The sequence below is a fragment of the Sphingomonas sp. DBB INV C78 genome, assembly GCF_042693015.1.
Lineage (GTDB): Bacteria > Pseudomonadota > Alphaproteobacteria > Sphingomonadales > Sphingomonadaceae > Sphingomonas_E.
On the sequence record NZ_CP170544.1, the window covers coordinates 530,742 to 557,408 of the forward strand.

Annotated in this window: 25 protein-coding genes and 1 tRNA gene; 12 read left to right on the forward strand and 14 right to left on the reverse strand. The window is 64.5% G+C overall.

Going from position 1 to position 26,667, the window contains the following annotated elements; genetic code table 11:
* Positions 1-20: 20 nt before the first annotated feature.
* Positions 21-1,049 (forward strand): LLM class flavin-dependent oxidoreductase, encoded by a 1,029-nt coding sequence (locus tag ACFB49_RS02775; RefSeq protein ID WP_380875647.1) that lies wholly within the window; start codon positions 21-23, stop codon positions 1,047-1,049.
* 30 nt (positions 1,050-1,079) lie between these two features.
* A complete protein-coding gene (locus ACFB49_RS02780) occupies positions 1,080-1,547 on the forward strand; it encodes a peptidylprolyl isomerase (protein ID WP_380875649.1) in 468 nt (155 codons plus the stop codon).
* A gap of 70 nt (positions 1,548-1,617) precedes the next feature.
* Here ACFB49_RS02780 and ACFB49_RS02785 read toward each other — a convergent pair whose 3' ends face one another.
* Positions 1,618-2,505, reverse strand: coding sequence for a LysR substrate-binding domain-containing protein (locus ACFB49_RS02785; RefSeq protein ID WP_380875651.1), 888 nt, complete (start codon positions 2,503-2,505; stop codon positions 1,618-1,620).
* A 292-nt stretch (positions 2,506-2,797) separates the two neighbouring features.
* On the opposite strand from ACFB49_RS02785, the gene ACFB49_RS02790 reads away from it, so the two are divergent.
* Positions 2,798-5,119 carry a CDC48 family AAA ATPase gene (locus ACFB49_RS02790; protein WP_380875653.1) on the forward strand — a complete coding sequence of 774 codons (2,322 nt, stop codon included), beginning with the start codon at positions 2,798-2,800 and terminating at the stop codon, positions 5,117-5,119.
* Between the two features lie 127 nt (positions 5,120-5,246).
* Here the strand turns inward: ACFB49_RS02790 and ACFB49_RS02795 are convergent, their stop codons facing one another.
* Positions 5,247-6,521 carry an MFS transporter gene (locus tag ACFB49_RS02795; RefSeq protein WP_380875656.1) on the reverse strand — a complete coding sequence of 425 codons (1,275 nt, stop codon included), beginning with the start codon at positions 6,519-6,521 and terminating at the stop codon, positions 5,247-5,249.
* Positions 6,509-6,829 carry an antibiotic biosynthesis monooxygenase family protein gene (locus tag ACFB49_RS02800; RefSeq protein WP_380875659.1) on the reverse strand — a complete coding sequence of 107 codons (321 nt, stop codon included), beginning with the start codon at positions 6,827-6,829 and terminating at the stop codon, positions 6,509-6,511. Before ACFB49_RS02800 ends, ACFB49_RS02795 begins: the two co-directional genes overlap by 13 nt.
* Positions 6,830-6,935: 106 nt before the next feature.
* Here ACFB49_RS02800 and ACFB49_RS02805 point away from each other — a divergent pair, with 106 nt between their 5' ends.
* Both ACFB49_RS02805 and ACFB49_RS02810 read left to right on the forward strand, forming a co-directional pair.
* Positions 6,936-7,562 carry a class I SAM-dependent methyltransferase gene (locus tag ACFB49_RS02805; RefSeq protein WP_380875662.1) on the forward strand — a complete coding sequence of 209 codons (627 nt, stop codon included), beginning with the start codon at positions 6,936-6,938 and terminating at the stop codon, positions 7,560-7,562.
* A 101-nt stretch (positions 7,563-7,663) separates the two neighbouring features.
* Positions 7,664-8,383, forward strand: coding sequence for a hypothetical protein (locus ACFB49_RS02810; RefSeq protein ID WP_380875665.1), 720 nt, complete (start codon positions 7,664-7,666; stop codon positions 8,381-8,383).
* Positions 8,384-8,389: 6 nt separating this feature from the next.
* On the opposite strand, the gene ACFB49_RS02815 is transcribed toward ACFB49_RS02810, so the two are convergent.
* A complete protein-coding gene (locus tag ACFB49_RS02815; protein ID WP_380875668.1) occupies positions 8,390-9,271 on the reverse strand; it encodes a peptidylprolyl isomerase in 882 nt (293 codons plus the stop codon).
* A gap of 101 nt (positions 9,272-9,372) precedes the next feature.
* On the opposite strand from ACFB49_RS02815, the gene ACFB49_RS02820 reads away from it, so the two are divergent.
* Together ACFB49_RS02820 and ACFB49_RS02825 are read left to right on the forward strand one after the other, a co-directional pair.
* A tRNA-Ser gene (locus ACFB49_RS02820) sits at positions 9,373-9,463 on the forward strand.
* A gap of 325 nt (positions 9,464-9,788) precedes the next feature.
* Positions 9,789-10,958: a tyrosine-type recombinase/integrase gene (locus tag ACFB49_RS02825; RefSeq protein WP_380875671.1), complete on the forward strand. Its 1,170-nt coding sequence runs from the start codon at positions 9,789-9,791 to the stop codon at positions 10,956-10,958.
* Between the two features lie 241 nt (positions 10,959-11,199).
* Here ACFB49_RS02825 and ACFB49_RS02830 read toward each other — a convergent pair whose 3' ends face one another.
* From ACFB49_RS02830 to ACFB49_RS02875, 10 genes are all read right to left on the reverse strand, one after another.
* Complete coding sequence (locus ACFB49_RS02830) at positions 11,200-11,757, reverse strand: carboxymuconolactone decarboxylase family protein (protein ID WP_380875673.1); 558 nt, start codon at positions 11,755-11,757, stop codon at positions 11,200-11,202.
* Between the two features lie 49 nt (positions 11,758-11,806).
* A complete protein-coding gene (locus ACFB49_RS02835; RefSeq protein ID WP_380875675.1) occupies positions 11,807-12,796 on the reverse strand; it encodes a zinc-binding dehydrogenase in 990 nt (329 codons plus the stop codon).
* Positions 12,793-13,584, reverse strand: a complete 792-nt coding sequence (locus tag ACFB49_RS02840; RefSeq protein ID WP_380875677.1) for an aspartate/glutamate racemase family protein — start codon at positions 13,582-13,584, stop codon at positions 12,793-12,795. The genes ACFB49_RS02835 and ACFB49_RS02840 overlap by 4 nt, the downstream gene beginning before the upstream one ends.
* A gap of 790 nt (positions 13,585-14,374) precedes the next feature.
* Positions 14,375-16,099, reverse strand: a complete 1,725-nt coding sequence (locus ACFB49_RS02845; RefSeq protein ID WP_380875680.1) for an acyl-CoA dehydrogenase — start codon at positions 16,097-16,099, stop codon at positions 14,375-14,377.
* Positions 16,096-17,226: a CaiB/BaiF CoA transferase family protein gene (locus tag ACFB49_RS02850; RefSeq protein ID WP_380875683.1), complete on the reverse strand. Its 1,131-nt coding sequence runs from the start codon at positions 17,224-17,226 to the stop codon at positions 16,096-16,098. The genes ACFB49_RS02845 and ACFB49_RS02850 overlap by 4 nt, the downstream gene beginning before the upstream one ends.
* The gene (locus ACFB49_RS02855; RefSeq protein WP_380875685.1) at positions 17,223-18,152 is read right to left on the reverse strand and encodes a hydroxymethylglutaryl-CoA lyase; all 930 of its coding nucleotides are present in this window, start codon (positions 18,150-18,152) and stop codon (positions 17,223-17,225) included. Before ACFB49_RS02855 ends, ACFB49_RS02850 begins: the two co-directional genes overlap by 4 nt.
* Complete coding sequence (gene leuD / locus ACFB49_RS02860) at positions 18,149-18,766, reverse strand: 3-isopropylmalate dehydratase small subunit (RefSeq protein ID WP_380875688.1); 618 nt, start codon at positions 18,764-18,766, stop codon at positions 18,149-18,151. Before leuD ends, ACFB49_RS02855 begins: the two co-directional genes overlap by 4 nt.
* Entirely contained in the window at positions 18,763-20,145 is a 1,383-nt protein-coding gene (locus tag ACFB49_RS02865) for a 3-isopropylmalate dehydratase large subunit (RefSeq protein ID WP_380879804.1), read from the reverse strand. Before ACFB49_RS02865 ends, leuD begins: the two co-directional genes overlap by 4 nt.
* Positions 20,138-20,638, reverse strand: coding sequence for a DUF3598 domain-containing protein (locus tag ACFB49_RS02870; RefSeq protein WP_380875691.1), 501 nt, complete (start codon positions 20,636-20,638; stop codon positions 20,138-20,140). The genes ACFB49_RS02865 and ACFB49_RS02870 overlap by 8 nt, the downstream gene beginning before the upstream one ends.
* Before the next feature lie 13 nt (positions 20,639-20,651).
* Entirely contained in the window at positions 20,652-22,205 is a 1,554-nt protein-coding gene (locus ACFB49_RS02875; protein ID WP_380875694.1) for an alpha/beta fold hydrolase, read from the reverse strand.
* Positions 22,206-22,291: 86 nt separating this feature from the next.
* Between ACFB49_RS02875 and ACFB49_RS02880 the strand changes: the two genes are divergently transcribed.
* The 5 genes from ACFB49_RS02880 to ACFB49_RS02900 are packed head-to-tail and all read left to right on the forward strand — an operon-like array spanning position 22,292 to position 26,647.
* The gene (locus tag ACFB49_RS02880) at positions 22,292-22,972 is read left to right on the forward strand and encodes an isochorismatase family protein (protein WP_380875697.1); all 681 of its coding nucleotides are present in this window, start codon (positions 22,292-22,294) and stop codon (positions 22,970-22,972) included.
* Entirely contained in the window at positions 22,972-23,874 is a 903-nt protein-coding gene (locus tag ACFB49_RS02885; protein WP_380875699.1) for a polysaccharide deacetylase family protein, read from the forward strand. Before ACFB49_RS02880 ends, ACFB49_RS02885 begins: the two co-directional genes overlap by 1 nt.
* Positions 23,864-24,778: a polysaccharide deacetylase family protein gene (locus tag ACFB49_RS02890; protein ID WP_380875702.1), complete on the forward strand. Its 915-nt coding sequence runs from the start codon at positions 23,864-23,866 to the stop codon at positions 24,776-24,778. The genes ACFB49_RS02885 and ACFB49_RS02890 overlap by 11 nt, the downstream gene beginning before the upstream one ends.
* The gene (locus tag ACFB49_RS02895) at positions 24,775-26,208 is read left to right on the forward strand and encodes an aldehyde dehydrogenase family protein (RefSeq protein WP_380875704.1); all 1,434 of its coding nucleotides are present in this window, start codon (positions 24,775-24,777) and stop codon (positions 26,206-26,208) included. The genes ACFB49_RS02890 and ACFB49_RS02895 overlap by 4 nt, the downstream gene beginning before the upstream one ends.
* Positions 26,201-26,647, forward strand: a complete 447-nt coding sequence (locus ACFB49_RS02900; RefSeq protein ID WP_380875707.1) for a hypothetical protein — start codon at positions 26,201-26,203, stop codon at positions 26,645-26,647. The genes ACFB49_RS02895 and ACFB49_RS02900 overlap by 8 nt, the downstream gene beginning before the upstream one ends.
* Positions 26,648-26,667 lie beyond the last annotated feature (20 nt).

Here is a 26,667-nt window from a genome sequence, read left to right on the forward strand (position 1 = left end):
AATACCCATATGGTCTATCCATGACCCGATCCTATCGCCTGTCCGTTCTGGACCAGTCCCCGATCGCCGAAGGCTCCACCGCGGCCGACGCGCTTGCCAACACGCTCGATCTCGCCCGCACGGCGGACCGGCTGGGCTATCACCGCTACTGGCTGGCGGAGCACCATGCTTCGCCGGGGATCGCCGGAGTCGCGCCCGAGGCGCTGATCGGGCCGGTGGCGCTGGCGACGGAGCGCATCCGTGTCGGATCGGGCGGGATCATGCTGCCGCATTTCTCGCCCTTCAAGATTGCCGAGACCTTCCGGATGATCGCGGCGCTGGCGCCGGGACGGATCGACCTGGGGCTGGGGCGCGCGCCGGGGACCGACGGGCGGACGGCTTACGCCTTGCAGCGCGATCGTTCGCGGCGGATGCCGTCCGACGATTTTCCGCAGAATCTGGCGGAGCTGCTGGCCTATATCAGCGACACCATGCCCGAGGACCATGCCTTTGCGCCGCTGGTGAAATCGCTGCCGTCGGGGGGCGAGGGATCGCCCGACCCATGGCTGCTGGGATCGTCGATGGATTCGGCGATCTGGGCGGCGGGAAGCGGACTGCCTTATTGCTTTGCCGACTTCATCAACCCGGCCGGCGCGGAGATGGCGGCGGAATATCGCCGGCAGTTTCGGCCGTCGCAGTGGCTGGACAAGCCTTATGTGATGGCGGCGAGCTGGGCGATCGCGGCGCCGACGAGCGAGGAGGCGCGCGCGCTGGCGGCGCCGGCGGCGATGATGTTCGCGCATCTCGTCCGCGGCGACCTGATCGCGGTGCCGCCGATCGAAAAGGCGCTGGCCTGGCTTGCCGAACATGGCGACGGCAACCGCCGCCACCGCCGCACCATCCTTGGCACGCCCGCCGAGGTGCGCGCGCAAGTGGATGCGGTGGCGGCCGAATATGGCGCGGACGAGATGATGCTGGTCAACATCATGTCCGATCACGACGCGCGGCGGCGCAGCTATGAACTGGTCGCCGCCGAATATGGGCTGGCGGAGATCGCCGCTGCCGCGTAGTTGGGCCAAACTTTTTCGCAGGAGACCATGATGGCCGATCCCGAGAACACCCTGATCCTTTCGCTCGACAGCGGCGGCGACGTCGTCATCGATCTTCGCCCCGATCTCGCGCCCGGCCATGTCGAGCGGATCAAGGAACTGACCCGCGAGGGTTTCTATGACGGCGTGGTCTTCCACCGCGTCATCCCCGGCTTCATGGCGCAGGGCGGCGACCCCACCGGCACCGGCATGGGCGGATCGAAGAAGCCCGACCTCGCCGCCGAGTTCAACGCCGAGCCGCATGTCCGCGGCGTCTGCTCGATGGCGCGCGCGCAGAACCCGAACAGCGCGAACAGCCAGTTCTTCATCTGCTTCGACGACGCGACCTTCCTCGATCGCCAATATACCGCCTGGGGCGTGGTGCGCGAAGGCATGGAGCATGTCGACGCGCTGCCCAAGGGCGAGCCGCCGCGCACGCCGGGCAAGATCATCAAGGCGAAGATCGAAGCCGACGCCTGATCGGTTAAGCTACCACTGATAGCGCCCCGCTGGCCCGATGGCTGGCGGGGCGTTTTCGTTGGGAGAGCGCTCAATCCCGCGCGATGGATTCGAACAGCCAGTCGTGGAACAGGCGCACCGGGCGGCGCGAGAGGGCGGAGCGGCGGCAGGCGAACCAGTAGCTATACTGGCTGTCGACATCGACATCGCCGAACAGCTCGACCAGCCGCTCGTCGTTCGAATCGTGGAGATGGCTGTCGAGCATGAAGGCGACGCCCAGGCCCTGCGCGGCGGCATCGAGCATCAGGTGGCCGGAGTCGAAATGGTCGACCGCCGCGGGTTCGAGATCGGGGCGGCGGAGCGCCTCGCGCCACGAATTGAAGGTTTCGGGCATGTCGCGGTGGAGGAAGATCGTCATCCGCCGCAAATCATCGGGGACGCGCAGCGCGTTGCGGCCTTCGAGCAGCCGCTTCGCGCCGATCGCCACCACCTTGTTGCGATCGAGCCGGCGCGAATAGAGATTGGGTTCGACATCGCGGGCCAGCACGATCGCCGCGTCCACCCCCTCGCCAAGGCGCGAAAGGCCATGGGCGGCGGTGTCGATATCGATATGCAGTTCCGGATGGCGGTTGCGAAGCTCGGGCAGGCGCTGCATCAGCCGCTGCGAGGCGAACAGCGGCAGCACGGCGAGACGCAGGCGCAGCAGTTCGGAATCGCCGGTCGTCATCTCGATCGCTTCGGCCAGCGAGTCGAGCGCTGGGGCGAGGCGGGCGAGCAGCATCTCTCCGTCAGTGTTGAGCAGCATCGCCTGGTGCCGGCGTTCGAACAGCGAACGGCCAACGAAGCGTTCCATCGCCTGGACGCGCCGGCTGAGCGCGGGTGACGACAGCGCCAGTTCCTCCGCCGCCGCCTTGACCGAACCCAGACGTGCGACCTGCACGAAGGCCTCGACGGCTGTAAGCGGTGGCAATCGACGCAATTTCGCCTCCAATCCTCGGCGATTATTGTGCACTGCAATGACGCGTTCCGCCAGAGCGAAGGCGGAGTATCGCGAAAAAACGTGGCTCACGATTGCGAAAAATGCAAGCGCAATCGCCCATTTCGCATTTGCACAATAAGTCTGCCGAACGCAAAGGGAGCGGGCCTTTCAGGCATCCTCTCCTAAAAACTTTCACGGCCAGCCTTCGGGCTGGCCTTTTTTTGTTGCTGCCCCGGATCGAAATCCGGTTTCGAGCCCTTATGTCTGTCGTCCCCGAGCGGAGAGCGATGACATGGCAGAAGAAGAAAATTCCGAACCCGCAAACGGAGGCCGCAAGCTCCAGGTCGCCAATTCCCGGCCCGACGATAGCGGCCGCGGGCTCGCACGCATGTCTCGCGCAACGCTGACGGCGCTGGGGCTGGCCGAGGGCGACGTGGTGGAGATCGCCGGCAAGCGCACCACGGCGGCGCGGGCGGTGTTGCCCTATTCGGAGGATGAAGGACTCGAGATATTACGTCTCGACGGCCTGCAGCGTGCAAACGCAGGCGTGGGTTCGGGCGATTTCGTCGAGGTGCGCAAGGCGGAATCGAAGCCCGCGCAACGCGTGGTGTTCGCGCCGGCGCAGGAAAATCTGCGGCTGCAGGGATCGGGCGAGGCGCTGAAGCGCAGCTTCGGCATGCGGCCGCTGACCGCAGGCGATGTGGTCGCGACCGCCGGCCAGCAGCGCATCGACGAGGCGAACATGCCGCCGCAGTTGCGCCAGATGCTGAATGCGCCGGCGTTCGCCTTGCAGGAGATCAGGCTGGTCGTGGTTTCGACCGTGCCGGCCAAGGGCATCGTCCATATCGATCAGGACACCGAGGTCGAGCTGCGCGCCGAATATCAGGCGGGGCAGGGCGATCAGCGCCGTGCCGATGTGACCTATGACGATATCGGCGGGCTGGGATCGACGATCGACCAGGTGCGCGAGATGGTGGAGCTGCCGCTCCGCTACCCTGAACTGTTCCAGCGGCTGGGCGTCGATCCGCCCAAGGGCGTGCTGCTGCACGGCCCGCCCGGAACCGGCAAGACGCGGCTGGCCCGCGCGGTGGCGAACGAGAGCGACGCCAGCTTCTTCCTGATCAACGGACCCGAGATCATGGGCTCCGCTTATGGCGAGAGCGAGAAGCGCCTGCGCGAGATATTCGAGGAGGCTGCGAAGTCTTCGCCGTCGATCATCTTCATCGACGAGATCGATTCGATCGCGCCCAAGCGCGGCCAGGTACAGGGCGAGGCGGAAAAGCGCCTTGTCGCGCAACTGCTGACGCTGATGGACGGGCTGGAAGCGCGACAGAACACCGTCATCATCGCCGCGACCAACCGGCCCGAGGCGATCGACGAGGCGCTGCGCCGGCCCGGCCGCTTCGATCGCGAGATCGTTATCGGCGTGCCCGACGAGCGCGGTCGGCGCGAAATCCTCGGCATCCACACCCGCGGCATGCCGCTGGGCGACAAGGTCGACCTCGACGAGCTTGCCAGGCAGACCTACGGCTTCGTCGGCGCCGACATGGCCGCGCTCGCCCGCGAGGCCGCGATCGAGGCGGTGCGGCGGATCATGCCGAAGCTCAACCTGGAGGAGCGGACAATCCCCCCCGAGGTGCTCGACACGCTTTCGGTGACGCGCGAGGATTTCCAGGAGGCGATCAAGCGCGTCCAGCCTTCGGCGATGCGCGAAGTGATGGTGCAGAAACCCAATGTCCGCTGGGAGGATGTCGGCGGCCTGGACGACGCCCAGACGCGCCTGAAGGAAGGCGTGGAACTGCCGCTGAAGAACCCCGATGCCTTCCGCAGGCTCGGCATTCGCCCGGCCAAGGGCTTCCTGCTCTATGGCCCGCCGGGAACCGGCAAGACGCTGCTCGCCAAGGCGGTCGCGCGCGAGGCGGAGGCGAATTTCATCGCCACCAAATCCAGCGATCTCCTGTCCAAATGGTATGGCGAGAGCGAGCAGCAGATCGCGCGGCTGTTCGCGCGTGCCCGCCAGGTGGCGCCGACGGTGATCTTCATCGACGAGCTCGACAGTCTGGTGCCGGCGCGTGGCGGCGGCATGGGCGAACCGCAGGTGACCGAGCGGGTGGTGAACACCATCCTGTCCGAGATGGATGGGCTGGAGGAACTGCAATCGGTGGTGGTGATCGGGGCGACCAATCGGCCCAACCTGATCGATCCGGCACTCCTGCGTCCTGGACGGTTCGATGAGCTGATCTATGTCTCCGTGCCCGATGCGGGCGGGCGACGGCGCATCCTGGATATCCATACGGCGCGGATGCCGCTGGCTGCCGATGTCGACCTTGATGACATGGCGCGGCGGACGGATCGGTTCACCGGTGCCGATCTGGAGGATCTGGTGCGCCGGGCGGGCCTGTTCGCGCTGCGGGATTCACTCGACAACGAGCATGTGACCGCGGCGCATTTCGAGAAGGCGCTGAAGGATACGCGTGCGACGGTGACCCCTGAGATCGAGCGCGAGTACGAGCAGATCGCAGCGAAGATAAAGCAGGATGCGCTGGCGCTACAGCCGATCGGCTTCGTCTCGCCGGGGATGTTGAAACCCAGGAATGAGCAGAAGGGGGAGTAGACCCCATTTACCATCATCCCAGCGAAGGCTGGGATCCATGGCTCTCTCCGCTAGCGACGGCATCTGGAATTGAGAGAGCCATGGGCCCCAGCCTCCGCTGGGGCGACGCGAATGGTTGAGGGCGCGCCTATCCCCGCAGCCGCCGTGCCGCATAGACCGCGTTTAGCAGCAGCGCGACCGCCGCCAGCAGATAGGGGAAGGGCGGGGCGATCTGGTAGAGGCCGATTCCGATCGACGGGCCGAGGACGAACACGGCGCCGTTGACCGAGGTGACGCGGCCAGCAACGACGCCCTGTTCACGCGTGCCGACGGCGAGCGACGCGCCGGCCGTGAAGCCCGGCCGCAGGAAGCCAAAACCGAGCGAGGAGAGAGCGAAGGCGACGGCCAGGCCGTGGACGTCGCTGGCGGCGGCAATCATCGCGCAGCCGGCGGCGGCGATCAGGGCGCCCCAGATCACCATGGCGCGGGGCGGCAGCTTCAGGCGTGGAATGATGCCCCATTGGGCAAGCAAGGCGGCCGCGGCACCGGCCATCAGGACGAGGCCGATCACCGGCTGGGCGGCGATGGGAGGCAGGTGCAGCCGATCCATCACCAAGAAGCCCATCGCCTGTCCGGCCATCGCCTGCGCATGTCCGGCGATCACTCCGCTCACCATCCACGGCATCAGGCGCGGATCGTTCCAGCGGAGGCGCTGGGAGGTCTGTTCATTGAGCGCGGCGATCACCGATGCCCCGCTCGGCTCACCGCCGATGCTGGGTTCGGCCGTGGCCGCGCCGTGGACCTTTGCCTCCGCGCCATCATCGGGAAGCAGCCGATAGGCAGCGACCAGCACGACCAGGCCGAACAAGGCGAAGACATAAGCCGGGCCGGCGAGGCCGACCCACGGTAGCACGAAGAACGGTGCGAGCGCGGGACCGAGGATGGTGCCGAGGCCGAAGGCGGACGCGAGCATGGTGAGCGCAGCCGTTCGCTGCGCGCGGCTGGTGCGCGACGCGACCAGCGCTTGTGCAGCCGGCGGCGCGGCTGCGCCGAAGAAGCCGTAGATCATCCGCGCGGCGACGAAGCCCGCGAAGGCCAGCATGGCCGTGACCCAGCCGGCGATGCCGGCCGTCAGCGCGACGGCGCAAAGGGCGAGCGACAAGGTAAAGCCCGCGAGGCCGGTCAGCACCATCCGCTTGCGGCCCTTGCGATCCGACCGCCTTGCCCAGCCGGGGGCGGCGAGCGCCCATACCAGAGCCGAGAAGGAGAAGGTGAGGGCAACCACGGTGTCCGGAAGCGCCAACAGGCGGCCGATCGCAGGCAGCACCGATTGCAGCGCGGTATTGCCGGCCGCGATCGTCAACATTACGAGGAACAGCAGCGCGAAATCGCGCCGTTCGCCGCTCAGCCCTAGCGCCGCCATTGATAATCCCGGCGAACCTCGGCGACGATCAGATGATAATATTCGTACCAGCTCTTGCGGCCCTGTTCGCGGATCGCAGCATGGCCGACATGCTGCTTCCAGGCGAGCGCAGCATTTTCATCCGCCCAATAGCTGACGGTGATGCCTTCGCGATCGGCGCTGCGGACGCTGTGGATGCCGACAAAACCCGGCTGCCGGCTGGCTTCCTCCGCCATTGCCTGGGCGGCGATCTCATAACCTGAGTCGTCGTCTGGTGTGCGGCGATTGACGAAAATGACGGCGATCGTGCCGGTGGGAATGCTGTCCATGGCGGCTTATTACGCCCGCCTTGTCGCATCGGCAAAGGGCACGCTTGCGTTTCTGTTGCGCTTTTGCGACGGGAACTCCTTTCTATGTCGGTCTGTTGGAGTCCGCATGACAGTCTCTCCCGGCGAAACCGCGCTGGCCCGTGCCCGCAAGGGCCGCCTGCATCCTGCCAATCTGGGTCCGCTGGGAATGTTCTTCCTCGGCTTTCTGAAGCACCCGGTGATGGTGGGATCGATCATCCCGTCCTCGAAGCGAACCATCGACAGGATGCTTTCGCGGGTAGACTGGAAGAACACCAAGGTTTTCGTCGAATATGGGCCGGGCGTCGGCACCTTCTGCGGCCATATCCTCGAACGCATGGCGCCGGATGCGACGCTGATCGCGATCGATACCAACCCCGATTTCATCGATTATCTGAGCGCGCGGATCACCGACTCGCGCTTCGTGCCGGTGAACGGTTCCGCGGCGGACGTGCGCGCGATCCTGGCCGAGCGTGGCTTCGCCCATGCCGATTTCGTGTTGTCTGGCTTGCCGTTCTCGACGCTGCCTTCGGGCGTGGCGCCCCGCATTGCCGGGGAGACGGCAGCGGCCTTGCGGCCGGGCGGCGCCTTCCTCGTCTATCAGTTCAGCCCGAAAGTGCATGATTTCATCGCGCCGCATTTCGAGCGGATCGACCATGAAATCGAATGGGTGAACATTCCACCGTGCCAGCTTTACTGGGGGTGGAAGGATTAAGACCGCCCGAGATTAACGGCGGCCTTCAGGATAATTCACGGGCCATTCAATCGCTTTGTGGCGTTCTACCCCCAAGCACTATCTTGCGGGCGGAGTATGTCATGAAGAGTTTCGCCAGACGGTTTACCATGATCGGCTTCGTCGCCATGGCAGGCGTGAGCCTGAGCGCCTGCGCCTATGACGATTATGGATATGGCGGGTTGTCCGTCGGCTATGGCGGCGGCGGCGGTTATTACGACGATTATTATCCGGGTTATGGCGGTTACCCAGGCTATGGCTGGTATGACGGCTTCTATTACCCCGGAAACGGTTATTATGTGTACGACCGCGGCGGCCACCGTCACCGCTGGAGCGACAAGCATCGCCGCTATTGGGAAGGCCGGCGCGAGCATGCCGGCCGGCCGGATGGACCGGGACGCCCCGGCGGCTGGAACGGCCGGCCGGATCGCCCCGATCGGCCGGGCAGCGGCTGGGTAGGGCGCCCCGATCGTCCGGGCGACGGCGCGGGCCGTCCAGATCGTCCCGATAGGCCGGGCAATGGCGCCGGTCGGCCCAATCGTGGCGACCGTGAGGAATGGCGCCAGCGGCGCGAGGCGGCGCGGGGCGAAGGCGTATGGGGAGCGGTGCCGCGCGGGAATCGCCCGCAGGTCAACCAGCGTCCGAATGCCAACCAGCGCCCGACCACGGCGCCGCAGCGCAGTGTTGCGCCGCGGCCCACGGCTGCGCCGCGTGCAACAGCACCGGGCGGACGTTCCGGCCAAGCCATTCGCGAGAGCCGCGGCGGGCGTGAGGGCCGGAGTTCGAGCGCGCGGCCCGACTGAGCCTCGTCAGGGTTTGCGGCGAACCGGCGCCTGAAGGTTGCAGATGTCGGCGGCACCGGCAGGGAGGATGAAGAAATCGTCCTGCCGGTTCGCCCGCGCCTTCACCCAGGCGGTGAAGCTGGGCGATCCCTGGCGCAGCACCTGGAAAGCGGGGCGTTCGGCGGCGGGCATGTCCGAAGCGAGCTTGATGCTGCCGATCGGCAGCCGCTGATCGGGGCGGGCATAGACGCCCAGCGCCTCGGTGCCGCGCGGTAAGGCGGACAGCTTCTCGATCCCCTCGACCACGCGGCCGACCACGGCGATGTTGCGATCGAGATGGCGGGGTGCGTGGCCGATCACGGTGTAGAGCTCGGCGCCGGTCCCCGTATCGGGCGCCAGGTTGCGGCCGACGCCGACCATGCCGTAGCAATGGGTGAGCCAGGCGGCCTTGCCGTCGCTCGCCGCCGGCCAGCCCTTCGCGTGGCCGACCTGGGGAGCGTAAGCATCGCGATAGGGAAGGGCGGCGAAACCGGTGCCGGCGACGGGCCGCTCATATTCGGCGGGCGGCTTGGCCACGGTGCCGATGCTGAGCTGCTTGCGCTCGGTCGCGTCGCCCCACTGCGTCACATAATTGTCCTGCACGCGGTTGATGCTCGTCCCGTCGAACCAGGCGGCGCGCGTGAGTGTGCGGATATTGGCGATATGGACGGGCGCGAAATCGGGCGCGAGCTCGATCGCGACGCGGCCGCCGCCGGCGAGATCCATCACGAGCAGGTTTTCCGCGGGCACGTCCGCCCAGTCGCCCGCAGGCGCTGCGGCCAGGATCTGCGACGGCGTCAGCGGATTGGCAGCGGGCGCGGCGGTTACGGAAAATAGGGCCGCGGCGGGCAGCAGAGCGAAATATTTCATGCCCGTATCGTGGCATGGCCGGGACAACAGGCATAGTCCCCTGTCAGACCATCTTGCGCGGTCGCGCCTGAGCCTCTAGGGGCGTGCCTTCCAGAGCATGCGGAGCGGTGGCCGAGTGGTCGAAGGCGCTCGCCTGGAAAGTGAGTATACGTCAAAAGCGTATCGAGGGTTCGAATCCCTCCCGCTCCGCCACTTCTCTTAAGTCATTGAAAAATAAGCATAATATTTGAAGCGCTCGCGTTCGAGGTTCCTGCTCTGCCCGATCGAGGATTTTCAATAAGATCTTGATAAATAGGAACTGTTTTTCAGATTTGGTGTCGATTCACGTCTGGTCGGAGACGCCAGTCGCTGTCCGGCTTTAGGACCGGATTTAGGACCGAAATTCCGGCAATAGCGGCCAAGCCGTAAGGCAGGATTACAGATGCGTCACGGCGTGACGCTCCACCATTTCCTCACTCTGCCATTGCTGGTTATGTTTAGGGTTACGGATGCCCGGTCCTGAAAATGGAGCGACAGATTGGCAAGGACGACAAACCGGCTGACGGCGCGCGGCGTTGCTACAATCAAAGCGCCGGGCATGCATGCCGATGGCGACGGCCTCTATCTCAAGGTTCGCTCTAGCGGGACGCGATCCTGGGTCTTCGTATTTCAGCGGCGCTGCAAGCGCCACGAAATGGGGCTCGGACCTCTCAGTAGAGTTTCGCTGGCGGAAGCTCGGCAAGCCGCCTCAATATTGCGGAGAAAAGTCTCCGAGGATGTCGATCTTCGCATTTCGCGGACCCCAAAATCCTTTGGCGAAGCTGCCACTTGCGTGATCGAACGATTGAGGCCCGGGTGGAAGAGCGCCAAGCACGCGCAGCAATGGACCAGCACGCTCAAGGCCCACGCCGCCAGGATTTGGGACGAGCCGGTGGCGTCGATCTCCACCGAGGATGTGGTCAAATGCCTCGATCCAATCTGGTCCGAACTGCCTGAAACGGCCTCTCGCGTCAGGGGGCGGATCGAGCGCGTGCTCGATGCTGCAAAGGTGCTTGGTTGGCGGGAAGGTGAAAATCCGGCTCGCTGGCACGGGCACCTCGAGTTGTTGCTGCCGAAGCGACGCCTGACGGCACGTCGGCACCACCCGGCCATGCCTTATGAGCAAGTACCGGAATTCATGCGGCGCCTTCGCAAGCGATCTGCTGTGGCAGCCAGGGCGCTCGAATTCACGATCCTCACTGCCGCGCGGACTAGCGAGACGCTGAAGATGAAGTGGCGCGAAGTCGATCTGGATAATGCGGTCTGGGTCGTTCCAGCCGAGCGAATGAAGTTGGGTGTCCAGCACCGTGTCCCGCTCGTACCATCTGCACTGAGGATCCTCGAGCAAGCCGCGCTTCTGGGCAATGAAGCGGATGCGTTCGTCTTCTTCGGTCGAGCGCCCGACCAGCCGATTTCGAACATGGCCATGGAGATGCTGCTCCGGCGAATGGAGGAGAGTGACTGCACCGTTCACGGCTTCCGGTCGTCGTTTCGCGATTGGGCAAGCGAGTTGACCAACTATCCGAGAGACATCCCGGAAGCGGCGCTGGCGCACGCTGTTGGCGATGAAGTGGACCGCGCCTATCGCCGCGGAGATGGGTTCGCCAAGCGGCGACAGATGATGCGGGAGTGGGAAGCCTTTTTGGCGGCGATGGATACGGGTTGCTGATCGGATCGCTTAACTGGCGTATCGTGAGAGCAATTTCTCATCCGGCCAATAGACCCGTCCCGTACCGTCGATAAGAAGCCCGTGTCGGAGCACTTCGGTGGGTGGATTGAGGCAATGACATCGATGGGCTTGCCATCATCGGAGACTGCCACTTCCATACTGGTATGGGGCCAATCGGCGCCCCGAAATCGGCAGGAGCTGGCCTTGCCGGATCAAGCCGGATGGCCTTGGACCATAAGCATCAGGCGAGCGGGCAATAAACTTCCTTCTCGACAAGGTCATAGGCGAAGATGAACTTTGCCATGCCCGTCAATACCGCCATCACAACGCCCAGTTCGACCAGCTCGGCGTCACTGAAATGCGCCTTCAGACGATGGTAGAGTGGTTTTGAGACCGCACCTTTCGCGTTAGTAAGCGCCATGACATCTGCAAGTTCGAGTGCCGCTTTCTGTCGATCGTCGAAAGGGCCGGCGGCATAGTCGCCGATCGCATCGACCTCTGCCTCGCTTATGCCGGCGGAGAGTGCGGCGATGCGGTCGCTGCGATTGCAAAAGGCGCAGCCGTGGACGTTCGCGAGACGCAGGCGCACAAGCTCGAGCACCTTCTTGTCGACGCGGCCCGAATAAAACAGGTCGCCATAGAAGCGGTCCGTATACCATTTGGCGACATCGGGGGCGTTGCCCATCACTTCGACAAAGGTCGTGTCACCGTGCAACTTCTTCGTGGCATCCCACATCGGCACGAGGGCGGTATCGAGCGCTTCGCGCGGAACACGATTGAAGGGCGTGTCAGGCAGCATTGGCCGCTCTCCTATAGTTAGTTGATTGACGATCCGACGGTGGCGGAGGTCATCCGCTCACCCGCACCAGCGCGCGACCCTGGGTCGTGCCGAGCGCGACACGCTCGATCTGCGCGCCGGCGTTCTCAAGACCGTCAGCCACGTCCTGGAACTCGACCAGTCGACCTTCGCGGATATGTGGGGCGGCATAGGCCACCCATTCGTCGCGACGGGCGAAGAAGTCATAGACGACCAGGCCGAATATCTGCGCGCGCTTGCCGATGATCGGGCCGACGGGAAGCCGTGCGACGCTGCCGTCGCCATAATGCTGAGCAAGGCCGCACAACACTATGCGGCCATTGGTGGCGAGGCGCGGCAACACCGCATCGAGCACGCGCTGGCCAACATTTTCGAAGTGGATAGTGATGCCGTTCGGCAGCTTCTCCTCCCAGCCATCGAGCTTGTAATCGACGCAATCGTCGAAGCCGTAGCGGCCGGTGGCGATGGCGCATTTGTCAACACCGCCCGCGACGCCGATGACTGTCGCTCCCTCGATCTTTGCGATCTGGCCAGCGGTGCCCGCGACGACCCCGGCGGCGGCATCGACAGTGAAGATGTCGCCCGCACGAACCTTGGCCAACTGGGTCATGCCCGCCCAGGCGGTCAGTCCGGGCATGCCGAGCACGCCGAGATGCTCGGCGATAGCGATGGTCGGATCGACGCGGCGGAGCCTGGTGGCGGGGACGATCGCCTCCTCCGTCCAACCGCAATTGCCGACAACATGGTCCCCGGCCGCAAAGGCAGGATCGTTGGACGCGAGAACGATTGCAATTCCCTCGCCCAGAAGCGGCTCGCCAGGGGCGGGGGCGCTTTCACCCATGTGCCGGTTACGGAGCACCTGTCCGACATAGGGATCCAGACCGAGCCAAAGCAGCCGGACCTGCACGGTGCCGGCGGGCGGCGTGGCGGGAAGGCGTCGCTCGACGATCTCGAAATCGCCTGCTTTAGGCGCATCGGTGATGGCGTGGCGCAGCACGACTTCGCGGATGATCGAGCTCACAGCGTTTCGCCCACGCAGACCGGGCAATCCTCGATCGGGGCATCGGCGACCGACGCGACCATGTTTCTGAGCATCTCAATTCGTCCTTCTCTCAAGGGCGGTGCTCCCTCGGGCGGCGCGGAGGCGAGCGCAGCCTTCACCCCTTCGGCAAGCGGATTGATAACGGGGATTGAAGCCGCCTCGGCGAGGTGCCGGGCGATCGGTGACATGCAGGTGCAGCCGAGCAGCACGGCGTCGGCACCCTCGTCAGCCGCGCGGGCGACGGCGGCGCGAACCCTGTCAAGCAGCGCGGCCTTGCCGCTTTTTACATCGGCGAGATAGCCATCAGGCCCCGCCAGGCGATCGAGATCGCCTTCCTGTCCGACATTGTCGATGCCGAGACAGGCGTCCCGATGACCATATTCGTGCAGCAGATCGGAGACGATGAAGTTCATCGATTGAGGCCAGACGGTCACCACCTTGAACTGGCCATGCACGGCGGCGGCCGCCATACCCGCCTGTCCTGATCCGATCGCGGGAATGGGCAGGGCCGCGCGCATCGCGCTCAGGCCATAATCGCCGACGCTATCGATCACGACCGCGTCACAGTCACCTTCGGCGGCGGTCAGGGCGGCCTCGGTATGGCCGATCACCTGCATCGCTCGTTCGAATGGAGTGTAGGGAAAGGCACCAACGCGCGAGGGCCAGGCGGTGAGCATAGTGCCTTTCGGCAGCAGCGATGCAAGTTCGCCAGCGGGCGCGCCACGGTTGAACGGATCGAATGGCGTGCCGATCAGGCCAATCTTCATGATGCGATCTCCACGTGTTCGAGCAGGTTGTGTAAGCCTTCGAGCGTAGCGGCGACCGGCAAGCTTTTGTGCGAAGAGCAATCTACTTGAGCGCTTCGGCGCGCGGCTGCTTTTGCCTCGACCGGCGCCGAATCATAGGGTTCAAGCCACGTCGTGTCGGAGCCGCTGGCCAGTGTCTGGCCGATCCGCGAGGAGGGCGGCACAGACATCAGAGGCGAAAGATGAGCTGCAGGCAAGGACGCGCTCCCAGGAATCCACTGGATAAAGTTGTCCGGACAATTCTGGCGGGTCAAGGGATTTTTGTCCGCGCTTGATGGTATGCGAGCTCGCACAATAGCAATTGCGGGGAGGGCGTTTGCCACAACATAGCTGTCTCAACAGAAGATGGCGCCCCAAGGTTGCAAAAGTTGTCCGTACAACTATGTTGTGCGATCTTGAGGTAAGTGTAGGGAGGGGCCCGGTGATATGGGCAAAAGGAGCAGAGATCCCGAATTGCGCCGCTTGCGAGGGCGCCGGGACGATCAATCTTTGTTGTGACGGCGGATGCATCCGCCATCCGTGCCCCAGATGCGTTCCCCCGCAGCGTGTTGAACCACTGGCATATGGCTATCGCGTGATGGTCGCGGGTCTTCTCATCGTGCTGATCATATTGTCACTTGCTCATCATGGCGGCTCAACCGCAGTCTAGCGACGTGCCACAACTGAATGGATATCGTAACGACCGCGTGAGACAAGTTGCGCAGGTTTCCGACGTTTGGCTGGGTCCGCTCCGCAGGTCTGGATGGGCGCATCAAGCAGCAAAATCGATATCGTTTAATTCGTATAGTGGCCTCGCTCCGGATGTCGCGGCGACGAGCAGGCCGGATGCTTCCGGAACGATCTGCTCGACATAATATTGAGCGGCGGCGCGCTTCATGGCGAGGAAGGCGGGATCGCCCTCACTAGCAGCCGCGACGCGGCCCTGTCTCTCCATGAGCCAGCCCGTTACAGCCACGGACAGCATAGTAAGATAGGGATAGCTGCCCGCCAGCTGGTCGTCAGCGCTGGCGGTCGCCATATAGGCGGCGCCGGCCTCAATAGCGTCGAGCAGATCGCGCAATGCCGAACCTGCAACCTCTGCGCGCATATCGGCAATCAGCGATGCCAGCGCCTCGCCATCACGCAGCCCAAGCTTGCGCCCAACCAGATCCGCCGCCTGGATGCCGTTGGTCCCCTCGTAGATCGGGGCGATGCGGATATCGCGATAGTGCTGCGCGGCACCCGTTTCCTCGATGAAGCCCATGCCACCATGCACCTGGACACCGAGCGACGCCACCTCACAGCCAACATCGGTTCCGTAAGCCTTGACCAATGGTGTCAACAAATCGAGGCGCGCCTTCGCCGCTTCGCTGCCCAGATGGGCGCGGTCAACCTGACCTGCGGCATAATAAGCGAGCGCCCGCGCGCCCTGGGTAAGTGCCTTCATGCGAAGCAACATCCGCCTGACATCGGGATGCTGGATGATCGGTACGGGCTCGCGTGAAGGGCTGCCCGCACGCGATGACTGATGGCGCTCAAACGCATAGCTTACGGCTTGCTGTGTGGCCCGCTCGCCGATCTGGACGCCCTGCAGCCCGACATTGAGGCGCGCGTTGTTCATCATTGTAAACATCGCGGCGATGCCGCCGAATTCAGGGCCGATCAGGTGGCCGATGCAATCGTCATTGTCGCCGAAGCTCAAAACGCATGTGGGCGATGCGTGGATGCCGAGCTTGTGTTCGATCGAGACGCAGCGGACGTCGTTGTGCTCGGCGGGCCTGCCTGTTGCGTCGAGCCGGAACTTGGGCACGAGGAAGAGGGAGATGCCGCGCGTGCCGGCAGGCGCGCTGGGGGTGCGGGCGAGTACAAGATGAACAATGTTATCGGCAAGGTCATGCTCGCCGAAGGTGATGAATATCTTGGTGCCCGTGATGCGGAAGCTACCGTCCCCTACAGGAGTTGCCGTTGCCCGCAGTGCGCCGACGTCGGAACCCGCCTGCGGCTCGGTCAGGTTCATCGTGCCCGGCCACTCGCCCGTGATGAGCTTTGGCAGCCACACGGCCTTCTGTTCGTCGCTGCCATAGGCAAGAAGCGCTTCGATCGCCCCCGGCGTCAGCATGTTGACCAGCGAGAATCCCATATTCGCCGTGCCGAGATCCTCCATGATGACGGTCGCGAGTACATGCGGAAGCCCTTGCCCGCCAAAGGTTTCGGGGCCGTCGATGCCGCCCCAGCCACCTTCAACAAAGGCCTGATAGGCCTCCCGGAAGCCGGGCGGCATGGTGACCGTGCCATCCTTCCATTGCGCACCGATCTCGTCGCCCGCGCGGTTTAGCGGCGCATATTCGCCCGCGGCGAACTGGCCGGCGCCTTCGAGGATGGCGTCGACCATGTCGGGGGAGGCGGCGGCATATTTGTCGTGGGCGGCAAGTTCACCGATCCGGACGACATGATCGAGAACGAAACGTTGCTCGGCGACCGGCGCGGCATAGCTCATCGACCGGAAATCCCACGCACGAGATCATTGTCCGCGCCGGGCGCCGGCAGTGTCGAAGGACGTGCGACCAGGGCGCCATCGAAGGCGATGGGAATGGTCGGCAAACGTGTTTCGGTTCCATCGGCCAGCGTCACGGGTTCGAGCGCGCCGGTTGCGGCGAGATGGGGGTCATCGAACATGTCCTCGGGCCTGCCGATGGGAGCGAAGGGAAGGCCAGTGCCCTCAAGGCGATCGATCACTTCGGCGCGGGTGAAGCCGGCGATCAGCGTGCGGATCTGCGGCAGGATGCGGTCGCGCTGAAGGACGCGCTCGTTATTCTTCCGCAGGCTTTCGTCGGCCCAGAGATCATCAAGGCCGAAGAGCTTGCAGAATTTCTCCCACAGCGCATCGGTGACGACGCCGATGAAGACGGGATCGTCCTTCGTCTCGAAAACGTCGTAGATCGCCCAGGCCGAAATGCGCGCGGGCATCGGGCTGGCCGGTTTTCCGGTGACCGCGAGCTGGGCCATATGCTGGCCGACGAGGTAGACGGTGGTTTCGAACAGCGATGCCTGGACAAGCTTGCCCTTGCCGGTGCGATGGCGTTCCTCAAGCGCGGCCAGCACGCCGATCACGCCGAACATGCCGCCGGTGACGTCAATAACGCTCGAGCCCGCGCGCAGGGGGCGGCCGGGCGGGCCGGTCATATAGGCAAGGCCGCCCATCATCTGCGCTACTTCGTCGAGCGCGGTGCGCTTTTCATAGGGGCCGGGGAGGAAGCCCTTGGCCGAGCAATAGATCAGTCGCGGATTGAGTTCGGAGAGCGCGTCATAGCCGAGCCCAAGCTTGTCGAGCGCGCCGGGACGGAAATTCTCGATCAAAATATCGGCATCGGCGGCGAGGGCCTTGGCGGTCGCGAGGCCGTCGGCCGATTTCAGGTCGAGGCTGATGCTCTTCTTGTGGCGGTTGTACATGGGAAAGTAGCCGGCGCCCGATCCCAGCAGCGTGCGGGTCTTGTCGCCCTCCGCCGGTTCGACGCGGACGACTTCGGCACCTAGCGCGGCGAGGATCGCGCCCGCGGCCGGCCCCATCACCATGTGCGTGAATTCGACGACGCGGATGCCGGCGAGCGGCTGCGGAGTGCTCATGCCGCCACCTGCGTGAAGCCGAGCGGTAGGCCCGCATCGGGCGTGAAACCGTAGAGCGGCTCACCCGGCAGGGCTGCGGCGACAATCTCGCGCACCTTCAGCAGCTTTTCGAGATCGATCCCTGTTTCATAACCCATGGCTGCGAGCATGAAGACCAGATCCTCTGTGACGATATTGCCTGATGCACCCGGCGCGAAGGGACAGCCGCCAAGCCCGCCCAGCGACGCATCCAGCGTGGTGATGCCCTCCTCAAGCCCGGCAAGCGCATTGGCGAGGCCGAGGCCCCGGGTGTTGTGAAGATGGAGCGTGTTGAGCTTGTTGGCGCCAATCTCCGCCTTCACCCGGCGGACGAGGCGCTTTACCTGCGCGGGATTGGCATAACCCGTCGTGTCGGACAGGCCGACCTCGACGGCACCCGCTGCAATGGCGGCAGCCGCGAGGCGGACGACATTGTCTTCGCTCACCGGTCCTTCGATCGTGCAGCCGAAAGCGGTAGCGAGCCCGACCTCGAAATGTGGGCGCGCCTCGGCCGGCCGGGCGGCAACCAGATCGGCGATCGCACGGATTTCGGCGATCATCGCCGCATGATCCTTGCGGACATTCTTCAGACTGTGCGTTTCCGACATCGAGAAGGGGATCGACAGTTTCTCGGCCCCTGCCTCGATCGCGCGCTGGGCTCCCTTGAGATTGGGGACGAGGGCGGCGACCGCGAGGCCCTCGATCGTCCGGGCAAAGGCGATCAGTTCGGCGGTGTCGGCCATTTGTGGCAGGAGCGAGGGCGGCACGAAGCTCCCGACCTCGATCTCGGGCACGCCCGCTGCAGCCTCGGCCACGATCCAGGCCTTCTTGGCTTCGAGCGGCATGACCCGGTCGATGCTCTGCAGCCCGTCACGCGGGCCGACCTCGCTGATGTGGATGCGCGTCATGCGGGTACGTCTCCGAGATAGATCCAGGGCCGTGCCGTGCGGTCGGCGGCCTGGAAGGCGGCAATGTCCGCCCGGTGCTTGAATGTAAGGTCGATGGCGTCGAGCCCTTCGAGGAGCATCGCGCGTGCTTCGGCCCCGATCTCGAAGGGCCATACCCGGCCGTCGGTGAGGCTGGTACGCTGCTGTTCGAGATCGACGGTGACGGGGCCGCCGTCGGCTGCGATCTCCGCGACGACCTCGGCAGGAAGGACGACGGGGACGATGCCGTTGCGGGTGCAATTGCCCGCGAAGATCGGCGCGAAGCTGGGCGCGATCACCGCACGGATGCCATATTCGGCAAGCGCCCAGACGGCGTGCTCGCGGCTCGACCCGCAGCCGAAATTATTGCCGCCAAGGATCATCTGCGCTGCCGCATAAGCCGGCTGGTTGAGTATGAACTCGGTGTTGGGATCGCGACCGCCGGGGGTGAGATAACGCCATGGCGCAAACAGCCCTTCGGCGAGGCCGGTCTTGCCGGTGCTCTTCATCTCGCGCGAGGGGATGATCGCGTCGGTATCGATATTGTCGCGGATCAGCGGCGCCGCGACTGCGGTGAGCGTGGTGAAAGGCGTCATTCCGCGATCTCCCGCGGATCGGCGATGCGCCCTGCGATCGCGCTTGCCGCCACCGTTTCCGGGCTGGCGATGTGCGTGCGGATATTGGGACCCTGGCGTCCTTCGAAATTGCGGTTGGTCGAGGAGATGACGCGCGATCCGGCAGGGAAGCTTTCGCCGCCCGCATAGAAACACATCGAACAGCCGCTCATCCGCCATTCGAAGCCGGCATCGACGAAGATGGTGTCGACCCCTTCCGCTTCGGCCGCGCGGCGCACGGCCATCGATCCGGGGACGACGAGGGCCTTCACGCCGGGCGCAACGTGACGCCCCTTCAACAGTGCGGCGGCGCGGCGGAGATCGGAAAGGCGGCCATTGGTGCAGCTTCCGATGAAGGCGGCGTCGATCGGCATGCCTGCGATCTTCTGTCCGTGCTCGACACCCATATAGGCGAGCGGACGTTCGGGAGCTTCGTTCGGAACCTGACCGGAAATGCCGGTGCTGTGTTCAGGCGACGTGCCCCAGCTGACCATCGGTTCGATGGCGGATGCGTCGATCTCGATTTCGGTGTCGAACGTTGCGTCGTCGTCGGTGGCGAGCGCCTGCCATTCGGCGATCGCGCGCTTGCGCATCGGGCCTTCCGGCGCGTAGCGGCGGCCGGCTATCCAGTCGAATGTCGTCTGGTCCGGCGCGATCATGCCGGTCATGGCCGAGAATTCGGTCGCCATGTTGCAGAGCGTCATCCGCCCTTCCATGTCGAGTGCGACGACCGCCTCGCCTGCAAATTCGATCGCATGGCCCTTGCCGCCGCCCGCGCCGTGAAGCGCGATCAGCGTCAGGATCATGTCCTTCGGGGTCACGCCCTTCGTCAGCCCGCCCGTGAATGTGACACGCATCGTCCTCGGGCGGGTGAGGCGCAGCGTGCCGGTCGCCATCGCATGCTCGGCCTCCGACGAGCCGATGCCCCAGGCGAGCGCACCGAAAGCGCCTTGCGTGCAGGTGTGGCTGTCGGGTGCGATCAGCGTACAGCCGGGCAGCACGATGCCGAGTTCCGGCGACACGACATGGACGATGCCCTGATCGGGGTCGGTCACGTCGAACAGGGTGATCCCCGCTTCGGTTGCCGCGGCGCGGGTCTCGGTGATGAAGGCCTGTCCGCCGGGCATCAAGGTCTGGTCGCCACGGCCGGGGCGCGTGTCGACGATATGGTCCATCACGCAGAACACGCGCGAGGAATCGGCGACCGGACGACCCGCAGCCTTCAGGCTGTTGAGGGCAGCAGCGCCGGTACGCTCGTGGAGGAAGATCCGGTCGATGGCGATCAGCTCTGCGCCGCCACCGAGACCGGCAACGACGTGCCGGTCCCAGATCTTTCCGAACAGGGTCTGCGGATCAGACAGCCTGTGCCTCCATTTCCTTGTCGAACGCCGCCCAGTCGCGGCTGACCAGCTTTTCCTGGATCGCGGTGCGCGTTTCGAGCAGGCCGTTGCGGATCCAGTGCCAGGTGCGACAGCGGGTCTGGCCATCGTCCGCAAGCTGGATCATCTCGTAGAGATAGAGGCTCGGATCGCCCTGACGCTGCCAGTAGAGCATGACGGTGCGGTTATATTCGTCGAGGCCGACTTCGGCCGCCCAGCCCTTGATCAGATCATTGTCCCACCACACTCGCTTGTCGCGATAGGCGGCGGGAAAATCGCGGACGTCGGTGCGGCCATCGTCCCACGTGTAATAATTGGTCTGGTGATAGGGAAATTCACCGCCATCCGGGAAGCGGCAGAACAGACGCGACTTGTGCTCGTCGATCTGCTCGCCGGCGGCGTTGTAGTAGGTGTAGACGCCATCCCACACGCCCTCGTGGCGTGCCAGCAGCGGCATATCTTCGCGAATACCCATTCTACTCCCCTTCTCAAAAACCCTGTGGTGACCAGATATCGGCGCGCGCGCCGGCCCAGTCCGCCTTGTCCCATTGGACGATGGCAGGGGCGGCGTTGACCAGTGCATCGCGATCGGCGTGAGCGAGCGTGCCCAGCAGCGCGCGGCCCGCGCGGGCGCGGATCAGGCTGCGATGTTCGGTGGCGAGTGCCTCGGGCGTGATGTCTCCGGAGGCAAAGGGAATGGCGTTGGTGGCCTTCGCCTCGAACCACGGCCAGAAGAAATGGCCGGCACGCACTGCGCTCCATGCCGCATTGAGATAGGCACCGTGGCGATCGGGTGTCTGATCGGGGATGGCGCGGTCCGCCCAGTCTGGGGTGCGCTCGGCAACCGGGATATGCGCGTCGACAGCGCCCCAGCCAGGCGCGCCGATTTGCCGGGCGACGGTGGCGGCGAGCAACGCAGAGAAACCCTCGCCGATGATCGCCGGGGTCTGGGTTTTGCTGATCGCGGCGATTGCGGCGGCAGTGATCGCGCTCCAATTCTCGAGATCCGGGGTGAACCCTTCCTGCCAGTCGTCCGAAAGACCGTGCCCCGGCAGGTCGATCGCGAGCGCGCCGCTGGCGCCCAACAGTTCGGCGGCGCGGCCGGGCGCATGGATCAGGACGGTTTCTGTGGCCGGATTGCCCTGCCAGTGGATCAGCCCGTCGAACCCCGCGCCCGCAACCCGGACGAACCCGCCGTCGCTGCTTTCGGCGATGGTGGGGCAGGGGAGCGCGGCTGCGGCGCGCAGATGCGCAAGGCAGGCATCTTCCAGATCGGCCGGCGTCGCCACCGCCTCGGCCCGCCAGCTCGGCGGCATATCGCCGAGCCGCGCTATATGTGCCTGCAGCGGATCGCCATTATAGGCCGCGATCAGGACTGGAACGGTTTCGGCATCGGTAGCAGGAATATCGCGCGGGGCGCGGAGTACCGCGCCATAGCCGGCACGATAGGCATCGCCGCTGTCGAGCATGTCGCGAACCACCGCATCGGTCTTCACCGGATCGTCATGAGCCACGCTGATCCGCGCGCCGTCACGGACGTCGAACCAGGGAAAGAACCATGTCTGTTCGATGATGCGGTTCCAGACCCAGGTCAGATGCTCGCCATAGCTGCTGGGCTGGAAGGGCGGCAGATAATCCTTGTCGAAGATCGCCATTTCCTCCGGCGTCCAGACGGCATAGCCACCGGTCGCCAGCGCGGTGAAGCGTTCCGGGTGGCGCTTGACCGCGCCGACCAGGATGATGCCGCCCGAATGAAAGCCGTAGGCCGCTGTCTTCTCGATACCGAGCGCGTCGAGCAGTTGGACCAGCGCGGCCGAGAACTCCGCAATCTCTGGATTGCCCGGCAGCGGATCGGACTGGCCGAATCCCGGGGTGTCGGGGGCGATGCAGGTGAAGTGCTGCGCCCACTTTTCCATCAGCGGTTCATATTCGGCCGAACTGCGCGGGCTCTGGTGAACCATGAGCAATGTCGGTCCCGATCCTGCCTTGCGGTAATGGACCCGGCGGCTGCCGACGCGGATGAAGTGGCGGGTGATCGTCATGGCGCCTAATTTGTCCGGACAAATTCAGCTCGACAAGTCCTTTTCGTAAACTATCGTGCGAATCACGATTTTGCAGGAGTTTTGTGATGACGCTGATCGGTACCCGGATGGTCTGCGACGGCCGGACTGCTCGCCAGATTTTCGAGGAAGTGATGGCGAACCCGGCGCGCAACAAATTCGGATTCGGAGAAAGACTGGCGATCGTGAACGTCGATTTCCAGCAGGCTTATACCCGGACTGACATGTTCAAGACCGCTTATGAGACCGATCCGAAGCAGATCGAATATACCAACACCATATCCCGCCTGGCGCGCGAATGCGGCATGCCGGTGATCTGGAGCAGGGTTGGCTACAAGGACGATGCCGGCGATGCCGGCGTCTGGGGCACGCGCACCAATACCCCCGATTCCCTGCAGAACATCAAATATGGCAGCGAGCGCCACGCCTTCGATCCGCGTTGCGAAATTGGCGCCGATGACCTGCAATATACCAAGCGGATGCCCTCCGCCTTCTTCGAAACGCCGCTCAATTCCTATCTGCGCTGGCACAAGGTGGATACGGTGGTGGTGACGGGGGGCAGCACATCGGGTTGCGTGCGGGCCACGGCGGTCGATTCGCTTGCCTATGGCTTCCGCACGATCGTTCCGATCGAAACCTGCGCCGACAAGCATGAGAGCTATCACTTCGCCAATCTGACCGACCTTCAGCTCAAATATGCCGATGTCGAGCCGGTGCAGGCAGTGATCGACTGGCTGGAGGCTCGCTGATGCGCGAAGGTGAAGCCGATCCCGGCCTCTATGATTTCGTTCCGTGGCGCGGTCGCCCGAAGATCACATGGCCGGGCGGCAAGAAGGTCGCCGTCTGGGTGGCTCCCAATCTTGAATATTATGAGATCGATCCGCCCGCCAACCCGCTGCGCAAGAGCTGGACGAAGCCGCACCCCGATGTGGTGGGCTTTGCGCACCGCGACCATTCGAACCGCGTGTCGCACTGGCGCATGGCCGAGGCGATGTCGAAATATGGCTTTCCCGGTTCGGTCTCGCTTTCGGTCGCGCTGTGCCAGCATCATCCCGATGTCGTTCGGGACGCTAACGAGCGCGGCTGGGAGTTCTTCAGCCACGGCATCTACAACACCCGCTACAGCTACGGCATGGATGAGGCACAGGAACGCGCGATCATCGAGGATTCGATCCGCACCGTGCGCGAGGCGACCGGGCAGCAGATCCGCGGCTGGCTGGCGCCGGCGCTGACGCACACGCCGCGCACGCTCGATCTGATCGCCGAATATGGTCTCGATTACACCTGCGATCTCTATCATGACGATCAGCCGCAGCCGGTGAAGGTGCAATCGGGGAAGTTGATCTCGATCCCCTACAGCCTCGAGGTCAACGACCATTACGGCTTCTTCGTCTACAATATGAGCCCGCGCGAATATGCCGATACGCTGATCCGGCAATATGAACGGCTAGCGGAAGAAGGCGAGGAATCAGGCACGGTGATGTGCATTCCGCTTCACGCCTACCTGATCGGTCAGCCGCACCGCATCGGACCCTTTGCGGAAGTGCTGCGTCACATCGCCGAAGATGGTCGCGCCTGGATCGCGCGCGCTGGCGAGATTGCCGACCATTATTACGAACATCATTATGCGGAGGCCGCCCGTGGCGCTTGATCCCGCTTATCTGGAATATCCGAAGCGCCGCGAAGGTTATGACCATGATCTTTACGCCTGGTCCTCCATCTTCGATCGCAAACCCGTGGCGTGGCCCGATGGCAAACCGGTCGCGGTCTGGGTGTGCGTCAGCCTCGAATGGTTTCCGATCATGCCGGAAGACAAGCCCTTCCGCGCGCCCGGGCACATGCAGACCAGCTATCCAGATTACCGCCATTATACGGCACGCGAATATGGCACGCGGATAGGCTTCTATCGCTTGCTCGACGCTTTCAAAAAGGCAGGGGTGCGCGTTTCGGTCGCTACCAACGGCGCGATCGCCGACCGCTATCCGCAGATCGTCGCGGATATCGTGGCGGACGGGCACGAGATCATCGCGCATTCGACCGACATGAACGGCACGATCGCGACGGGACTGCCCATCGAGGACGAACGCGCTCTAATCGCGCAGTCGATCGCCTCGCTGGAAAAGGCGACAGGCAGACGCCCGACCGGCTGGCTGTCGATCGCGCGGTCCGAAAGCTGGGACACGCCCGATCTGCTGAAGGAGGCGGGGCTGCGTTATGCGTGCGACTGGGCGAATGATGAACTGCCCTGGCGTTTCGCCAATGGCCTGATCAATCTCCCGCTAAATCATGAGCTGTCCGACCGGCAGATCATCACGGTGCAGCAGCAATCGGCCGACAGCTACGCCCAACAGATGGTCGATGCCTTCGGCTGGCTGGTGGATGAGGCGAGGACGCACGGCGGCCGCGTGCTGCCGTTGCACATCACGCCCTACATCATGGCGCTGCCCTATCGCATCGGCGCGTTCGAAACGCTGCTTCAGACGCTCGCTGCACGCCCGGAGGCGTGGTTCGCGACAGGCGAGGAGATCGTCGCGAGCTGGGAGGCGCAGCAATGAGCCTTGCAGTCGTCAATCCACGCACGGGCGAGGCTGATTACAGCATTGAGCCTCTGGATGGGGACGCGATCGCGGCGCTGACCACGAAGCTGCGACAGGCGCAGCCGGCGTGGGCGGCACTGACGCCCGAGGTGCGTGGCGACGCGCTGCGCAAACTCGCGGCGGCGATGGGACGCCAGCGGGACGCGCTGGTTGCCGCGCTGACCGCTGATACGGGGCGTGCAGGAATCTCGGCCATCGAGGTCGAGGCGATGACCAAAACCTTCATCCGCTGGGCCGACCATGCCCCGGCGGTGATTGCGGCAGCGCATGTGCGTGACCGGCAGACGGCCATCCCTACGATCACCACGACGACGCGACTGGTGCCATACCAGCTCGTCGGCGTGATCAGCCCGTGGAACTTCCCGCTGACGCTAGCGCTGATCGACGCGATCCCCGCGCTCGCCGCGGGATCGGCGGTCATCATCAAGCCCTCCGAAGTCACGCCGCGCTTCATCCGGCCGCTGATGGCCGCGATCGCCGAAGTGCCCCAGATTGCAGCAGTGCTGACGCTGATCGAAGGCGATGGCGTGACGGGTGGGGCACTCGTCGAACATGTTGATTTCATCGCCTTCACCGGCTCTGTCGCCACGGGCTGCAAGGTGGGCGAGGTGGCCGCCCGCGCTTTCATCCCGGCCAGCCTCGAGCTTGGCGGCAAGGATCCGATGCTGGTGCTTGCCAGCGCCGATCCGGCGAAGGCGGCTGAAACCGCGCTGCGGGCATCGGTGCTCAACACCGGGCAGGCGTGTCAGTCGATCGAGCGAGTTTACGTGGCACGCGAGATCGCAGAGCCTTTCCTCGCCGCGCTCGTCGAGGGGGCGAAGGCGGCCCGGCTCAATTATCCCGACGTGCATAAAGGGGACATCGGTCCCTTCATCTTCGCGCGGCAGGCCGAGATCGTTCAGTCTCAGATCGACGATGCCGTGGCGAAGGGCGCACAGGTGCTCGCCGGCGGACAGGTCGAGACGCTGGGCGGCGGCAAGTATCTCCGCCCGACAGTGCTGGTGGATGTCACAGCGGATATGGCGATCATGGAGGAAGAGACGTTCGGCCCGGTCATTCCGGTGACGATCGTCGACAGCGTCGATGAAGCCGTTCGACACGCGAACAGTGGCATCTTCGGCCTTTCTGCTGCCGTGCTTGCCGGCAGCACCGAGGAGGCCGAGACCGTCGCGGTACGGCTCAAGGCGGGGGGTGTCTCGATCAATGACGGGTCGCTGACCGGGCTGGTGTGGGAAGCCGAAAAATCGAGCTTCGGCAAGAGCGGGCTCGGCCCCTCCCGCATGGGCGAGAGCGGCCTGCTGCGCTTCTTCCGCAAGCAGGCAATTATTCGCCAGTCGGCCAGCGCGCTGCCGCTTTCAGCCTATTCCGAGGAAGCGCTGCGTGGCTGATCTCACCAGTTGCATGCCGAATATGCTGCGCCATGCCGGATGGTGGGAAGGCGAGTATCGCGTCATCGAACGCGACGGCACGCTGACCGAGCATCATCACATGCGGACCTTTTGCGAGTTCCCCACGGCCGGGCCTTACGCATATCTTCAACATAATTGGCTGCGTTGGCCCGACGGTCGCACCCTCGAACGCGCGTTCGGGGCGACGTTCCGCGACGGGCGGCTGTGGTGGAACACCGAAAGGCTGGAGGGCTATGGCCACGAGATTGAGGGTGGCATCGTCATGCTCAATCTCGTCCACAAGAGCGAAGCCGCGCTCCGTTTCACCGAGATGATCGAGCTCAGCGAGGATGGGCAAAACCGGGCGCGGACGTGGCAATGGTTCCGCAACGGCACGCCCGTCCGGCGAACGCTGTGCGATGAGTGGCGGACAGGGTGAACGGCGGGCCGGTTCCCGCC

Coding starts and splice junctions, on each gene's coding strand:
- ACFB49_RS02775 (WP_380875647.1), top strand. CDS start 21: ATGACCCGATCCTATCGCCTGTCCGTTCTGGACCAGTCCCCGATCGCC.
- ACFB49_RS02780 (WP_380875649.1), top strand. CDS start 1,080: ATGGCCGATCCCGAGAACACCCTGATCCTTTCGCTCGACAGCGGCGGC.
- ACFB49_RS02790 (WP_380875653.1), top strand. CDS start 2,798: ATGGCAGAAGAAGAAAATTCCGAACCCGCAAACGGAGGCCGCAAGCTC.
- ACFB49_RS02795 (WP_380875656.1), bottom strand. CDS start 6,521: ATGGCGGCGCTAGGGCTGAGCGGCGAACGGCGCGATTTCGCGCTGCTG.
- ACFB49_RS02800 (WP_380875659.1), bottom strand. CDS start 6,829: ATGGACAGCATTCCCACCGGCACGATCGCCGTCATTTTCGTCAATCGC.
- ACFB49_RS02805 (WP_380875662.1), top strand. CDS start 6,936: ATGACAGTCTCTCCCGGCGAAACCGCGCTGGCCCGTGCCCGCAAGGGC.
- ACFB49_RS02810 (WP_380875665.1), top strand. CDS start 7,664: ATGAAGAGTTTCGCCAGACGGTTTACCATGATCGGCTTCGTCGCCATG.
- ACFB49_RS02815 (WP_380875668.1), bottom strand. CDS start 9,271: ATGAAATATTTCGCTCTGCTGCCCGCCGCGGCCCTATTTTCCGTAACC.
- ACFB49_RS02830 (WP_380875673.1), bottom strand. CDS start 11,757: ATGCTGCCTGACACGCCCTTCAATCGTGTTCCGCGCGAAGCGCTCGAT.
- ACFB49_RS02840 (WP_380875677.1), bottom strand. CDS start 13,584: ATGAAGATTGGCCTGATCGGCACGCCATTCGATCCGTTCAACCGTGGC.
- ACFB49_RS02845 (WP_380875680.1), bottom strand. CDS start 16,099: ATGAGCTATGCCGCGCCGGTCGCCGAGCAACGTTTCGTTCTCGATCAT.
- ACFB49_RS02850 (WP_380875683.1), bottom strand. CDS start 17,226: ATGAGCACTCCGCAGCCGCTCGCCGGCATCCGCGTCGTCGAATTCACG.
- ACFB49_RS02855 (WP_380875685.1), bottom strand. CDS start 18,152: ATGACGCGCATCCACATCAGCGAGGTCGGCCCGCGTGACGGGCTGCAG.
- leuD (WP_380875688.1), bottom strand. CDS start 18,766: ATGACGCCTTTCACCACGCTCACCGCAGTCGCGGCGCCGCTGATCCGC.
- ACFB49_RS02870 (WP_380875691.1), bottom strand. CDS start 20,638: ATGGGTATTCGCGAAGATATGCCGCTGCTGGCACGCCACGAGGGCGTG.
- ACFB49_RS02875 (WP_380875694.1), bottom strand. CDS start 22,205: ATGACGATCACCCGCCACTTCATCCGCGTCGGCAGCCGCCGGGTCCAT.
- ACFB49_RS02880 (WP_380875697.1), top strand. CDS start 22,292: ATGACGCTGATCGGTACCCGGATGGTCTGCGACGGCCGGACTGCTCGC.
- ACFB49_RS02885 (WP_380875699.1), top strand. CDS start 22,972: ATGCGCGAAGGTGAAGCCGATCCCGGCCTCTATGATTTCGTTCCGTGG.
- ACFB49_RS02895 (WP_380875704.1), top strand. CDS start 24,775: ATGAGCCTTGCAGTCGTCAATCCACGCACGGGCGAGGCTGATTACAGC.